Source organism: Flavobacterium artemisiae, from assembly GCF_042678225.1.
GTDB lineage: Bacteria > Bacteroidota > Bacteroidia > Flavobacteriales > Flavobacteriaceae > Flavobacterium > Flavobacterium artemisiae.
Genome location: NZ_JBHUDZ010000001.1, coordinates 258,479 through 272,336 on the forward strand (window position 1 = coordinate 258,479; position 13,858 = coordinate 272,336).

Here is a 13,858-nt window from a genome sequence, read left to right on the forward strand (position 1 = left end):
TTGAAATTTCGAACAAAAACACAAAAAATTAGAATGAAAAATTTACTTCTTTATATTTTACTAACGGTTTCTTTTGCGGTTTCTGCCCAAGAGAAAGACAAAACATTGCCTGCAGCCAACGAAGAATATAAGCAGAATAAATTTGTTGATGCTGAGGCCAACTATAGAATTTCGGAATCTAAATTTGCCAAACGCGCGGCGGCTCCTTATAATTTAGGAAACACCATCTATAAACAAAGTCAAGTTTCGGAAGCTAAATACGCTTACGCGAAAGCGATAAAAAATGCCAAAACAAGACCTGAAAAACACAAAGCTTTTCATAATCTTGGAAACGTGTTTATGAAAGAGAAAGACTATACGCAAGCTGTTGAAGCTTACAAACAAGCTTTGCGTAACGATCCAACCGACGACGAAACTCGCTATAATTATGCGTATGCAAAACAAAAGCTAAAAGAAAATCCGCCGAAAAACGATAAAAACAAAGACAAGAATAAGGATAAAGACAAAGACAAGGATAAGAATAAAGATAAAAACAAAGACCAAAATAAAGATAAAGACAAGGACAAGGATAAAAAAGACGACAAAGGCGATAAAGACAAAGACAAAAAAGATGGTAAAGATGATCCTAAGAAAGACGACAAGTCCGACAATAAAGGAGAACCAAAACCACAGCCTGGAGGAATCTCAAAAGATCGTGTCCAGAATTTATTAGACGCGGTTAATAATGAAGAGAAGAAAGTTCAAGACAAAGTAAATGCTCAAAAAGTAAAAGGCAGTCCGAAGAAAACAGAGAAAGACTGGTAAAATAAGTAATGCTTTTAAACGTTAAATACTATTTTAGCGCACTTTTAAAAAACATATCAACCAATAACAGTTAAACAAAACTGCAAAAACAAGTAATGAAAAGATTTTTAATTCTATTTCTACTCACTTTTCAAGGACTAATGGCTCAGGTACAATTTGAAGCCAGAGTCAGCAAAAATACGCTTGGAGTTAACGAAAGACTTCGTATCGATTTTATTATGAATGTCGACGGAGATAACTTTGACCAGCCTAATTTTGAAGGTTTCAGAATTGTTGGCGGACCAAGCCAGCAAATCAGTCAGTCTTGGGTAAACGGTAGAAGCTCTTTTCAAAAAATATATTCTTATATCCTGCAGCCAGAACGAAAAGGAGCTCTTCTTATTAAACAGGCCGCAATAGAATATAATGGTCAGATTTATAAAACTTCTCCAATCAAGATTACGGTTACCAATGCTGTTGCACAAGAAAGAGATCCAAGCGAGAGACCTCAAGGCGGTACTGGAAATGAATTACTGCAATTAGTAGCGGAGATTTCCAAAACAAATCCGTATTTGAATGAACCAATTACAGTGGTTTATAAATTATATTTTAATTACATCAACGTAACTGGATTTAAAGAACTTGCAAAACCGAAATACAATGATTTCTGGAATCAGAACATTGATATCAAACAGCTTTCTGTAGAACAAGGAAGTTATCAGGGACAGCAGGCATATTATGTAATCTTAAAAAAGACCATCTTATATCCGCAAAAAACAGGTAAACTGACAATCGAACCTTTATCATTGGATATCGGCGTTCAAATGGCATCAAATCGTCGTGATATGTTCGGCCAGATGATTACGGTAGAAGACAACAAAATTGTTTCGGCGGGAGCTAAAACAATCAATGTACGACCAATTCCAGAAAATGGTAAACCAGAAGGATTTACGGGTGCTGTTGGTAAATTTAATTTTGTTGTTACACCATCAAAAACGACGCTTAAAAGCGGCGAAAGCCTTGACTTAATTGTCAGCGCACAAGGAACTGGAAACATGAAGTTATTTACACTTCCAAAACCTGTTGTTCCGAATGCACTAGAAATGTATGATCCTGTTCATGATGAAAATGTGACTAATTCATTGGCTGGAATGTCTGGAAGAATTTCAGATAAATATACTATTGTACCGCAGTACAAAGGAAAGTATCCTATAAAACCAATGCAGTTTTCTTATTTTGATCTAAGCACGGGTTCTTATAAAACAATTACTTCTAAAGAAATCATGATTGATGTTTTAGACGGACCAACTTTAGCAGAAGCGAATCCTTCTACTGCACCTAAAAATGTGGCTGCCAAAACAGATCAATTTACGCATATTAAAACCAGAACAACTTTGGTTAACATTGCCAAAAATGATTTCTACGGATCTAATTTGTATTTAAGTCTATTATTTGCGCCATTTATAATTATTCCGTTAATCATTTTAGCGAAGAAGAAAAAAGAAGCGCTTGATGGTGATGTGGCTGGAAACAGAATTAGAATGAACAACAAACTGGCGAAGAAATATCTATCGCAAGCTAAGAAACATCTTAACAATAAAGAACCTTTCTATATCGCACTTGAAAAAGCAATGCATAATTTCTTAAAAGCGAAACTGCATATCGAAACTTCTGAAATGAGTAAAGACAATATTCGCGAATTATTATTGTCAAGAAATGCCAATCCAGAAACGGTTCAGAATTTTATTGATTTGACAGAAAACTGCGAATTTGCACGTTATGCTCCGGCATCAAGCGCTTCGATTCAGCAGGATTATGATAAAGCGGTTTTGATTATTTCTGAATTAGAAAAACAGATTGTTTAAACGTGATAGAACAAACCCGACAGGTTGTAAAAACCTGTTAGGTTTAAACAAAATAAGATGAAAAACATACTATATCTCTTTTTATTAATCTCACAGGTTTTCTTTGCGCAGGGACGCTTTGAAAAAGGAAATGATTTGTACCAAAAAGGACAATATCAGGAAGCTGTTCAGGTTTATGAAAATATCATTAAAGAAGATAAATTACATTCTGCTGAACTTTATTTTAATCTTGGAAATAGTTACTATAAATTGAATAAAGTAGCGCCTTCGATTTACAATTATGAAAAAGCTTTGGTATTAAAACCAAACGATCCTGCGACGTTAAACAATTTAAAATTCGCCAAAAAACTCACAATTGACGAAATCAAAGAAGTACCAAAAGTGGGTTTTGCAAAATTGATTCAGAACTTTACTTCAATTTTTGATTATAATATGTGGGCTAAAATTTCGGTTGGAATTGCTTTTGCTTTTTTGCTGTGTTTCATCGGCTATTATTTTTCACAAGTTTCTATTGTAAAAAGAATTTATTTCGTCGGAATGTTTATTCTTTTAATAGCTTTGGCTTTAACTGCTTCTGCCGGAGCATCTGAAAAAAATCATTTTGACAACAACCGCCCAGCAATTGTTTTTTCTGAATTAAGCCAAGTGCGAAGCGAACCTCAAAAATCTGGAACTGGTGTTATTTTACTGCATGAAGGAGCAAAAGTCTATGTTTTGGAAAGTATAGACGGCTGGAAAAAAGTAGAACTTACTGATGGAACTGAAGGCTGGATTGATTCTTCGACCATTAAAGAGGTTAAATAATGATCAAGAAAATTCTTTTGCTATGGTCATTCAGTCAATGTTTTGGATTATTCGCTCAAGAAAATAATCTTTCCGCAAAAGAACGCCAACAATATTTTTTCGACAACGCTAATACTGCAATGAAAAATGGAGAATTGACACGCGCAATTTATCTTTTTTCTATGTCTAAAAGAAATACTAACGATAAAAAGATTATCGAAGTTTGTACACAAAAAACAGATTCATTAAAACTGATCGTTAGAGCTAACTTAACAAATGAAATAGTCGGAAACTGGCGAATGTTTGAAACTCGCGCTGAATGGGCAATGAGAGAACCGACAGATAGTTTGGTTGGCAAAATGATAACTATTGATCCAACACAAATTCTATTTTATGAACTCTTTGACAAGGCAAAAAAATGGACTTTGGTTAAAACTGAAAAATTATCTTTTTCTGATAAAAGTTCCATGCTTGAAAACCCACTTTTAATTCCTTACGAGAATAAACAAGTTTGGAGCTATTGGATAGATTCTCAAACAGGTTTTTTAAAAGCAATGTACATTGGAGAAGAAAATGAGGAGGGAATTGGAGAAATGGTTTGTGGTAATTTAGTGTATAAATATTATAAGCTAGAATAAGATTTAAATATAATAAATCCCAAATTCCAATTTAATACTTGGAATTTGGGATTTTTAATTTTTGGAATTTAAATTAGTTTACCGCATCAACCAATCTCACAAATTCAGATCTGTAACCTTCCGGATCATTGGATAATCCTGATTTTGCTAATTTTTTAATATCAGAACTAGAACTGTTTGCAATATATTTTGATTCACGCAATTTTAATCCAAACCAGGAAACAGCAGTTGTAAATTTGAAATCTGGCGAACTGCTTTCTAAGTCTTTTTTCTTATCTGCAATTACATTTACTATTTCAATGCTTTTATTGCCATCAGGTTTTTTATATCTAAACTTTACCGTTGCCAATTCATCACTGTAATTAGAATCGTCTTTCTTCGTTTTCGTATATTTTAAATCTGACGGAACATAATCGCTTTCAACTCCTGTTGGAACAATTTCATAAAGCGCCGTTACCGAATGTCCGCTTCCTAATTCTCCTGCATCAATTTTATCATTTTTAAAATCTTCTGCATTTAGTTTTCGGTTTTCATAACCAATCAATCGATATGCCTGAACATGTTTTGGATTAAACTCGATTTGAATTTTTACGTCTTTCGCGATAGCAAACATAGAACCTTTAAACTCTTTTCCCAGAAAACGATTTGCTTCTTGAATATTATCGATATAAGCGTAATTTCCGTTTCCTTTATCAGCCAGAATTTCCATTTTACTGTCTTTGTAATTTCCCATTCCGAAACCTAAAACCGTTAAGAAAACTCCAGATTCTCTTTTTTGTTCTATTAATTTCAACATATCATCATCGCTTGAAGCGCCAACATTAAAATCACCATCGGTGGCTATCACTACTCTATTATTGCCGTCTTTTATGAAATTTTGCTGTGCTAATTTGTATGCCAATTCGATTCCTTCTCCTCCTGCTGTACTTCCACCTGCATGTAAATCATCAAAAGCCTCCATAATTTCGTCTTTGTTATCTCCAGAAGTTGGGTCTAAAACTACTCCAACCGAACCTGCATAAACTACAATCGAAACTTTATCAATTGCGCGAAGCTCTTTTACTAAAATCTTCATTGATTCTTTTAATAAAGGAAGTTTATTCTGCTCGTCCATTGAACCTGAAACATCAACCAGAAAAACCAAATTGGAAGCTGGTAAATTGGTCATCGGAATATTTTTACCTTGTAAACCAATCTTTAGCAGTCGGCTGTTTTTATTCCACGGACAATCGCTGTATTCTGTATTAATAGAAAACGGATGTTGACCGTCTGGCTGTGGATATTGATATTTAAAAAAGTTGATCATCTCCTCTACTCGAACAGCATCTTTTGGAACTTTCTGCCCTTCATTTATAAAACGTCGAATATTAGTGTACGATGCATTATCAACATCGATAGAAAAAGTAGAAAGCGGTTCTTTTAACGGAGACTCAAACTTATTTTCTTCAAGTCCAGCATAACTTTCTGTATTTGGTTCAGGAATATATTCTTCTCCTGCAACGGAGTCAGTTGTTGCTACAGCAATTTCACTAGCATCTGCACTATCTTCGGCAGCATAATCAACTTTCTTACAACTAAAAATAGTAAGTACGAGGAATGCCATCATAAAGAAATTAAAATTTCTCATAAAGTAAATTTTTTAAAATTAATAATAGGGTTATTGGCTTCAAATAAGGACTAGCATTCCGGATGTACTAGAAGTAATTATTTGCAATTTTCGAGTATTCAAAATCGTGCCAAAAAATTACAAACGTCTTTTTTTGATATTAAAAATATTTAAAGAAACCAGAGAATACTTACTGTTGAGTAATTAAAAAAAAGTTTTAGAAGATAAAATTTACAGCTGTAAGCAGATCGATATTTTACAAATAAAAAAATATTTAAAAAAGTAAGAAAATACATTTACTCGAATGTTTTTTTATATATTCGCTAATCAATTTTTAACATTTTATTTAATCGAAAAACCATTAATTAACAAAAAGACAAACCATGAATTTTATAACTAAACTCTTATTGCTTTCTTTTTTAATTTTTTCAGCAAACTTTGTTAATGCAAGATTAAAAATTCCCGTAGGAAAATTACAAGAAATCGAGTTAGCGGCAGCTTTACCAAAAACAGATGGATACAAAGACGACACGAATCGAGCTTTGGACTTAGGCAGATATCATGAAGAATTTAATATCGCATGGGTTCCTTTATGGATAACAGAAGAGCCAAAATTGGTATTATATAATCAAGAATCAGATGTTTTTTACGACTTAAGTGAGCAGGAATTGGAAACAATTTTGAAAGCCAATAATTTAAAAAAAGAGGAACTATTAGAACTTAGTTTTTATAAAAGATATGGCGGTAAAGCTATTTTATTGATCATAATAGCATTATTAATCTGGGGCTCAATTGGGAAAAAACAAGAAGTTACACCAGAAACATTATAATAAAAATTTCAAATATGTCTATCTATATATTTGTTTATCCAGTAATAATTGTAGTTCTGAGTATTGTTCTTATAATAATTAATAAAAGAAACAAGGCAAAAAGTACTCATATAAAATTAGATGAAGAACGGAAAAAGTACTTATCTTATAAAAGTGAATTGGAGAACGAGGATTTTAAGATCTTAAAAAAATGGATGAAAAATGCTCCAATTGATGCATTTACTACGGCTTCCTTTCCAAGAACAAATTCTGAACAGATACAACAATTAGCAAAACAGGGGATACAGAATATTGCATTGTCCTCGATTGGAGTAAGATATAGAGAGGTTGAAACCCCTGCATATTTGGTATTAAGCGGAAAGGAATTGCATTTTTTACATACCGATATGGATGGCGATCTAAAGCAACATCTAATTTTTGGACCTAACCGATTAGAAGTGGCAAAAATAAAATATACGGGCTTAAAAAAAGCAGCACTTAGTATTTCGTCAAAAGAATCAGAAAAGTATCAGCCTCATATCTTTTTGTTATCCTTTAATATCAATGGGGAAAAGATAGAAATAGAAGCACATGATCGACTAACAACGACCATCGGATTTACAGGTTTTTTAAGAGAAAATTATTACCAGAAAATGGTCAAGAATCGTGTTGTCGGAGAACAGTTGATTCTAAAACTTTCCGAAAAATACAGCAATCTTAAAATTGACCAGATATTAAATTAACAAACAAAAGAGAATTTATAAATTCTCTTTTGTTGTTTTTAAATTAAAAGAAACAAAATTCTACAGTCTTAAAAAATTTTGTTTTTAATATTCTAAAATTCATAAATCATTTCGGGCGTTACGCAGAAATCCAATTTGATATCAGATTCAAAAACATCATCGATCTGATTTACAGATTTAAAAAACGAAAGACCTATTTTTAAAGTTTCGGGTTTGCAATTCGCTAGAAATTTATCGTAGAACCCTTTTCCGTAACCAATTCGGTTTCCGAAAACATCAAAAGCTAAAAGCGGTACAAAAACCACTTCAATTTTAGAAGCAGGAACTTCGATTCCGTCGATTGGTTCTGGAATATTGTATTCGTTTTTTTTGATTTTGGTATTATCTGTTAAAAGAAAATGCGTCATTTCTCTCGTTTCAAAATCACTTTTTGAGATCAGGATTTCTTTGTCTTTTCCCGAAAGTAAATGCAGAATATATTCGGTGTTTATTTCTTTTTGTTCTTCGATTGGAAGAAAAACATGATAATATGTTTTATCCCAAATCGGCATTTTGATTAATTGATTGGCAATCGCGAGACTTTTTTCTTCAACATCATCAAAAGAAAGTGCTTGGCGAAAGTTTTTATATTCTATTCGAAGTTCTTTTTTACTCGTCGGCATTTTCGGAATTAGTTTTAGATAAATGATAAATTGCATCGCCTTCATAAACTATCGGCGAATGATTAGCGTTAATTACGAATCCGTCGTGCGGTGCTTTTACTTTTTGTTCAAACTTTCCGAACGGATCGGTTATTATGGCCAAGATTGTTCCTTTGGTTACATATTTTCCAACCAAATTAAAATCGTGCAGCAAGCCCGAACATTTTGCACGAAGCCAAACCGAATATTTTATATAAATAGAAGGCTGCGAAGCATATTCTACTATTTGGTTCGAATCGAGCATATTCAAATAATGCAATAAACGCTTTGTACCCAAAATACCTTCGTTAGCAATTTCATTATTGATATCTAATGATTTTCCGCCTTCAAAAAGAAGCATTTTCACATTAGCATTTTCAGATGTTTTTCTAAAAGAACCATTTATATTTTTAGAATACAAAGTAAATGGCGCATTAAAAACATCTGCCAAAACTTTTAGATCAGGATTATTTTCTGAAATTCGAATTTGCGGTGCGTTAAATCGACTTGCGCCTCCGGCATGAAAATCAACTGCATAATCTAAAATCGGCAGAATTTCTTCGACAATATGGTAAGCAAATCGGCTGGCAAGCGAACCTTTTTTACTTCCTGGAAAAACACGATTCAAGTCGCGTCCGTCTGGAAATTCGCGGGATTTATTCACAAAACCATACATATTGATAACTGGAATACAGATAATAGTACCGCGAGAAGGTCTGTTTAATTTTTTACTAATGATTTGACGCACAATTTCGACACCGTTTATTTCGTCGCCGTGGATTCCGGCAGAGAATAAAACCGTCGGACCTTCAATCTTAGAACGGCGGACAATTACAGGAATATTTAGTTTTGTTGTGGTATGCAGTCGAGCAATTTCGACATTTATAGTTCTGTGTTCTCCCGGCAGAATCGATTCGCCAAAAATAACCAATGGAGTATTATTTTTCATCTGGAATTATAAAAGCTAAATATAGAAATTATTCTTTTGATTTCGTAAATTTGAAACTAATTCAATATTAAGCTTAATTCAGAAATCGGAATGGTTTTTGAAAAAGCTTTGTGACCATCTTCAGAAATAAAAAAGAATGCAAAAATCGTCCTTAGATCTTCAAATTTTAACCTTGCCAGACAATCCAGGTGTTTATCAATATTACGATAAAGACGGGAAAATCCTGTATGTCGGCAAAGCCAAAAATTTAAAAAAAAGGGTTTCTTCCTATTTCAATAAAATTCATGATACGGCTAAAACAAATGTTTTGGTCAAAAAAATCGTGACCATAAAACACATCGTTGTTCCGACAGAAACCGATGCGCTTTTGTTAGAAAACAACTTAATTAAAACTTTACAGCCACGTTACAATGTCTTGCTTCGTGATGACAAAACGTATCCGTGGATTTGTATTAAAAAAGAACCCTTTTCGAGAATATTTTTAACCCGAAGAATGGTCAAAGACGGATCGGAATATTTTGGTCCGTATACCAATTTCAAAATGGTTTACACGATTTTGGATTTGATTAAAGAACTCTATCCGCTTAGAACTTGTAATTACGATTTGAGCGAATCGAATATCAATGCTGGAAAATTTAAAGTTTGTCTGGAATATCATATCGGTAATTGCAAAGGTCCGTGCGAAGGCTTAGAACCTTTGGAAGAATACCAAAGACAAGTCAACGCGATTCGCGAAATCTTAAAAGGAAACTTTAAAGAAAGTTTAAAAGATTTTAAAAAATTGATGACAACTTATGCGCAGAATCTTCAGTTTGAAGAAGCGCAGAAGATCAAAGAAAAGATTGATATTCTAGAAAGTTACCAATCCAAATCGACCATCATCAATCCGAAAATTACCAATATTGATGTTTTCTCTATTGTTTCTGATGAAAGTGCGGCTTACGTCAACTTTCTTCAGATATCTCATGGTTCTATCATTCGTTCGCACACTTTAGAAATGAAGAAAAAACTGGACGAATCTGATCAGGAATTATTAGAGCTGGCAATTGTAGAACTTCGTGAACGTTTTCAATTATTATCCAGAGAAATTATTGTTCCGTTTGAAATGGATTTGGGCGAAAATATCAAAATAACTGTTCCGCAGCTCGGAGACAAAAAACAGATTCTGGATTTATCAATTCGAAATGCCAAATTCTACCGTATCGAACAATTAAAACAATTGCAGATTGTAGATCCCGATCGTCATGTAAACCGAATCATGGCGCAGATGCAGAAAGATTTACGTCTTCCTGTTGAACCTCGTCATATAGAATGTTTTGATAACTCGAATATTCAGGGAACGAATCCTGTTGCGGCTTGTGTGGTTTTTAAAGACGGGAAACCAAGTAAAAAAGATTACCGCCATTTTAATGTAAAAACCGTTGAAGGTCCTGACGATTTTGCCTCGATGACAGAAATTGTAGGCCGACGTTACAAAAGATTGTTAGAAGAAAATGAACCTTTACCGCAATTAATTATTATTGATGGAGGAAAAGGACAGCTTTCTGCCGCTTTAAAAAGCATTGACGAATTGGGTCTTCGCGGAAAAGTAACTATCATCGGAATTGCAAAACGTCTCGAAGAATTATTTTATCCTGGAGATTCTATCCCGCTTTATTTAGATAAAAGATCAGAAACTTTAAAAGTAATTCAGCAATTACGAAACGAAGCACACCGCTTTGGAATCACTTTTCACCGTGATAAACGAAGTAAAGCAGCGCTTAATTCTTCTGTAGAAAGTATTCCGGGAATTGGAGAAAAAACAATGACAACGTTAATTAAACATTTTAAAAGCGTCAAACGATTAAAACTCGCAACAGAACAAGAAATTACTGCCGTTGTAGGAGTTTCAAAAGCGAAGAAAATTGTAAACTTTTATCATAATACTCAAAATTAATTCTTGTGCAAAACCACTTTTTACTTCTTTGTTTCTTACTGTGTTTTACTGTTTCAAATAGTCAAACGAAAATTTCGTTTAAACAGAAAGACCAAAGTACTGTCGAAATAAATTTCGCAAATAATTTTAGTACATTAGAAATAAAAAATTCCCAAACGAAAAAAACTCAAATTATAAATAATATTGAAGCTTCTGTAACAGGAAAAGAATCGCATCTAGAAACCGCTGATTATAATTTTGACGGTCATCCCGATTTTACTTATTATCATTCAGATGACGGAATGGGCGTTTACTCTATTTATCAAATTTTTATTTTCAATTCTAAAACAAAAAATTTTGAGCTTTTAAAGTTTCCTGAAAGTTCTAATGCGAAATGCGATATGTTTTGTGATGTAAAAGTAGACAAGACCAAAAAGACATTATCGTCAAGCTGCAGAGGCGGTGCAAGATGGCATACTGACGTTTGGAAATTCGATAAAAACAAAAAACTAATTTTAGTTAAATAATAAATGTAATTAAACGAAAATTGACAACCTAGTTCAATAATATTTCCGACTTTTACAAAACAAATTACTTAATTTATGCGCCCAAAACAGAAGTCCATTTTACATACTTGGTTAAAAGGATTTTTTCTTTTAAAATTTCCTACATCCGTTTGGAGCATAAATAGTTATGTTTTGCTATTTCTTATTTTGTTTTCTCAAAATGCTTTTTCACAAGAAATTAAAAAAGACAGTATAAAAAGACCAAAAATAGGTTTGGTTTTAAGTGGTGGCGGCGCCAAAGGTTTTGCTCACATTGGTGTTTTAAAAGTTTTAGAAGAAGCCGGAATTAAAATAGATTACATCGGCGGTACAAGCATGGGTTCTATCATCGGCGGACTTTATGCTTCTGGTTACAACGCTACTCAGATAGATTCGATTTTCAAAAAAACCAATTTCGACGAATTAATAAACGATTATATTCCGCGTTCTTCTAAAAACTTCTATGGAAAACGCAACGACGAATTGTACGCGATTGTTCTTCCTTTCAGCAATTTAAGAGTCGGAATTCCCGAGGCACTTTCTAAAGGAATGTACAATTACAATTTATTGAGCAGTCTGACAAGAAATGTTCGTCATGTTCGCGATTTCAATCAGCTGCCGACTCCTTTTTTATGTATAGGAACTAACATTGAAACTGGCGAAGAAGTTTTACTTAATAAAGGAAATTTGGTTCAGGCGATGATGGCGAGTGCTGCTTTTCCTTCCTTATTTACTCCCGTAGAAATTGACGGAAATTTATTGGTTGACGGCGGTGTTGTAAACAATTATCCCATCAAAGAAGTTCGAAATCTTGGAGCAGATATCATCATTGGCGTTGATGTTCAGGATGATTTGGCGAAAAGAAAAAACCTGAAAAATGCTACGCGAATTTTGGTTCAGATTACCAATTTGCAGTCAATTGATAAAATGAAAAATAAGATCAAGAATACCGACGTTTATATTAAACCAGATATTCGTGATTATGGTGTTATTTCTTTTGACAAAGGGGAAGAAATTATCCGAAAGGGAGAAGAAGCAGCGTTTGCTGTTTATGAAAAAATCAAAGCGCTAATTCCTGAAACAGAATTTTACAAAAAACCGAAACTTAAACTTGTCACAGATACCTTAAAAATCGAAAGAATTAATACCGACAGGCTAGATAATTACACAAAAGAATACATTCGCGGTAAATTACGATTCAAAGGCGGAAGCACTATTACATATAATGATTTAAAAACCGGAATCAATAATCTTGATGCCACTCAGAACTTTAGTGCGATCTCGTATTGTTTACAACCCAATGGCGCTAATGACGATTTGGATTTGGTTTTAAAAGAAAATCCAACTCAGACCTTTTTAAAATTGGGCCTTCACTATGACGGACTTTACAAAAGCGGTATTTTAGTTAATCTTACGCATAAAAAAACATTTTTAAAAAATGATGTTACTTCTCTGGACATTATTTTGGGTGATAATTTTAGATATGATCTTAATTATTATGTCGAAAACGGATTTAATATCAGTTTTGGTTTCCGCTCAAGATTAAATCAGTTTAACCGAAATGTAACTACAAGTTTGAGTAATCTAGTTGGTGAAAATCCTGGCGTAAACTTGATCAATGTCGACTTTATGGATATTAACAATCAAGCTTATTTTCAGACCATTTTTGTCCAAAAGTTTTTGATGGGAGGCGGTTTAGAATATAAATATTTGAAAATAAACTCGCCGACGTTGGCAAACGAAGAAAATATTATTGACAAAAGCAGTTATTTCAGTGCGTTTGCTTATTTAAAATACGATTCTTTAGATGAAAAATATTACCCAAGTTCTGGAGTATATTTTTCCACCGATCTTCAGACGTATTTGGCATCATCGGATTATACCAATACCTTTAAATCTTTTTCGATGGCAAAAGCAGAACTTTCTGTTGTCAACAAATTATTTAGAAAAGCCACATTTAAATTCGATGCTGACGCAGGTTTTACATTTGGAAACAACAGTGTGCCATTTTTTGATTACATCTTAGGAGGTTACGGCTACAGTAAAATAAACAACTTTAATTATTTTTACGGTTACGACTTTTTGAGCATTGCTGGAAATAGTTTTATAAAAGCCGGAATTACGCTCGACTACGAAATTCTGAAAAAGAACCACATTAATGTTTCTGCTAATTTTGCCAATTTAGGAGACAACATTTTCTCTAGCGTAGATTGGGTTTCGATGCCAAAATATACTGGTTATGCAGTTGGTTACGGACTTGAAACTATAATTGGTCCTATCGAAATAAAACAATCTTGGTCGCCAGAAATGTCTAGAAGTTTTACTTGGTTTAGCATTGGTTTCTTATTTTAAGAAAGAATTATTTTTCGTACCATTTTAGCGTTAAAACAAAATATTTAAAAATAAATTAATGCTAAAAAAATGTGATTTATAATTTTAATTAATAAAAATTACGATATTTGTTGTAATGAAAACAAAATGGACAGGTTTATTGGAGTATCTTCAATTTCTCATAAAGAGAAACCCGGAGTAATGCTATCGA

12 protein-coding genes are annotated in these 13,858 nt (G+C 33.2%); 9 read left to right on the top strand and 3 right to left on the bottom strand.

All coding sequences use genetic code 11. From position 1 onward, the window contains the following. The first annotated feature begins 33 nt into the window (after positions 1-33). The 4 genes from ACFSC2_RS01170 to ACFSC2_RS01185 all read left to right on the top strand — a co-directional run bounded on the left by ACFSC2_RS01170 (position 34) and on the right by ACFSC2_RS01185 (position 4,069). A complete protein-coding gene (locus ACFSC2_RS01170) occupies positions 34-804 on the top strand; it encodes a tetratricopeptide repeat protein (protein WP_379817417.1) in 771 nt (256 codons plus the stop codon). A 95-nt stretch (positions 805-899) separates the two neighbouring features. Next, positions 900-2,648: a BatD family protein gene (locus ACFSC2_RS01175; protein WP_379817418.1), complete on the top strand. Its 1,749-nt coding sequence runs from the start codon at positions 900-902 to the stop codon at positions 2,646-2,648. A gap of 57 nt (positions 2,649-2,705) precedes the next feature. Further along, entirely contained in the window at positions 2,706-3,452 is a 747-nt protein-coding gene (locus ACFSC2_RS01180; RefSeq protein ID WP_379817419.1) for a tetratricopeptide repeat protein, read from the top strand. Beyond that, the gene (locus ACFSC2_RS01185) at positions 3,452-4,069 is read left to right on the top strand and encodes a hypothetical protein (protein WP_379817420.1); all 618 of its coding nucleotides are present in this window, start codon (positions 3,452-3,454) and stop codon (positions 4,067-4,069) included. Before ACFSC2_RS01180 ends, ACFSC2_RS01185 begins: the two co-directional genes overlap by 1 nt. Positions 4,070-4,142: 73 nt before the next feature. Here ACFSC2_RS01185 and ACFSC2_RS01190 read toward each other — a convergent pair whose 3' ends face one another. Beyond that, the gene (locus tag ACFSC2_RS01190) at positions 4,143-5,696 is read right to left on the bottom strand and encodes a vWA domain-containing protein (RefSeq protein WP_379817421.1); all 1,554 of its coding nucleotides are present in this window, start codon (positions 5,694-5,696) and stop codon (positions 4,143-4,145) included. 362 nt (positions 5,697-6,058) lie between these two features. On the opposite strand from ACFSC2_RS01190, the gene ACFSC2_RS01195 reads away from it, so the two are divergent. Together ACFSC2_RS01195 and ACFSC2_RS01200 are read left to right on the top strand one after the other, a co-directional pair. Then, the gene (locus ACFSC2_RS01195) at positions 6,059-6,505 is read left to right on the top strand and encodes a hypothetical protein (RefSeq protein ID WP_379817422.1); all 447 of its coding nucleotides are present in this window, start codon (positions 6,059-6,061) and stop codon (positions 6,503-6,505) included. Between the two features lie 14 nt (positions 6,506-6,519). Beyond that, positions 6,520-7,227, top strand: coding sequence for a hypothetical protein (locus ACFSC2_RS01200; RefSeq protein ID WP_379817423.1), 708 nt, complete (start codon positions 6,520-6,522; stop codon positions 7,225-7,227). A 92-nt stretch (positions 7,228-7,319) separates the two neighbouring features. Here the strand turns inward: ACFSC2_RS01200 and ACFSC2_RS01205 are convergent, their stop codons facing one another. Continuing rightward, entirely contained in the window at positions 7,320-7,889 is a 570-nt protein-coding gene (locus tag ACFSC2_RS01205) for a 5-formyltetrahydrofolate cyclo-ligase (protein WP_379817425.1), read from the bottom strand. Beyond that, entirely contained in the window at positions 7,876-8,856 is a 981-nt protein-coding gene (locus tag ACFSC2_RS01210) for a succinylglutamate desuccinylase/aspartoacylase family protein (protein WP_379817426.1), read from the bottom strand. The genes ACFSC2_RS01205 and ACFSC2_RS01210 overlap by 14 nt, the downstream gene beginning before the upstream one ends. A 136-nt stretch (positions 8,857-8,992) precedes the next feature. Between ACFSC2_RS01210 and uvrC the strand changes: the two genes are divergently transcribed. From uvrC to ACFSC2_RS01225, 3 genes are all read left to right on the top strand, one after another. Next, positions 8,993-10,792, top strand: a complete 1,800-nt coding sequence (gene uvrC / locus ACFSC2_RS01215) for an excinuclease ABC subunit UvrC (RefSeq protein WP_379817427.1) — start codon at positions 8,993-8,995, stop codon at positions 10,790-10,792. Between the two features lie 5 nt (positions 10,793-10,797). After that, on the top strand, positions 10,798-11,298 hold the full coding sequence (locus ACFSC2_RS01220) for an XAC2610-related protein (RefSeq protein ID WP_379817428.1): 501 nt from the start codon (positions 10,798-10,800) through the stop codon (positions 11,296-11,298). A 75-nt stretch (positions 11,299-11,373) separates the two neighbouring features. Beyond that, complete coding sequence (locus ACFSC2_RS01225) at positions 11,374-13,668, top strand: patatin-like phospholipase family protein (RefSeq protein ID WP_379817429.1); 2,295 nt, start codon at positions 11,374-11,376, stop codon at positions 13,666-13,668. The last annotated feature ends 190 nt before the right edge of the window (positions 13,669-13,858 follow it).

Coding starts and splice junctions, on each gene's coding strand:
- ACFSC2_RS01190 (WP_379817421.1), bottom strand. CDS start 5,696: ATGAGAAATTTTAATTTCTTTATGATGGCATTCCTCGTACTTACTATT.
- ACFSC2_RS01210 (WP_379817426.1), bottom strand. CDS start 8,856: ATGAAAAATAATACTCCATTGGTTATTTTTGGCGAATCGATTCTGCCG.
- ACFSC2_RS01175 (WP_379817418.1), top strand. CDS start 900: ATGAAAAGATTTTTAATTCTATTTCTACTCACTTTTCAAGGACTAATG.
- ACFSC2_RS01205 (WP_379817425.1), bottom strand. CDS start 7,889: ATGCCGACGAGTAAAAAAGAACTTCGAATAGAATATAAAAACTTTCGC.
- ACFSC2_RS01195 (WP_379817422.1), top strand. CDS start 6,059: ATGAATTTTATAACTAAACTCTTATTGCTTTCTTTTTTAATTTTTTCA.
- ACFSC2_RS01180 (WP_379817419.1), top strand. CDS start 2,706: ATGAAAAACATACTATATCTCTTTTTATTAATCTCACAGGTTTTCTTT.
- ACFSC2_RS01225 (WP_379817429.1), top strand. CDS start 11,374: ATGCGCCCAAAACAGAAGTCCATTTTACATACTTGGTTAAAAGGATTT.
- uvrC (WP_379817427.1), top strand. CDS start 8,993: ATGCAAAAATCGTCCTTAGATCTTCAAATTTTAACCTTGCCAGACAAT.
- ACFSC2_RS01170 (WP_379817417.1), top strand. CDS start 34: ATGAAAAATTTACTTCTTTATATTTTACTAACGGTTTCTTTTGCGGTT.
- ACFSC2_RS01185 (WP_379817420.1), top strand. CDS start 3,452: ATGATCAAGAAAATTCTTTTGCTATGGTCATTCAGTCAATGTTTTGGA.
- ACFSC2_RS01200 (WP_379817423.1), top strand. CDS start 6,520: ATGTCTATCTATATATTTGTTTATCCAGTAATAATTGTAGTTCTGAGT.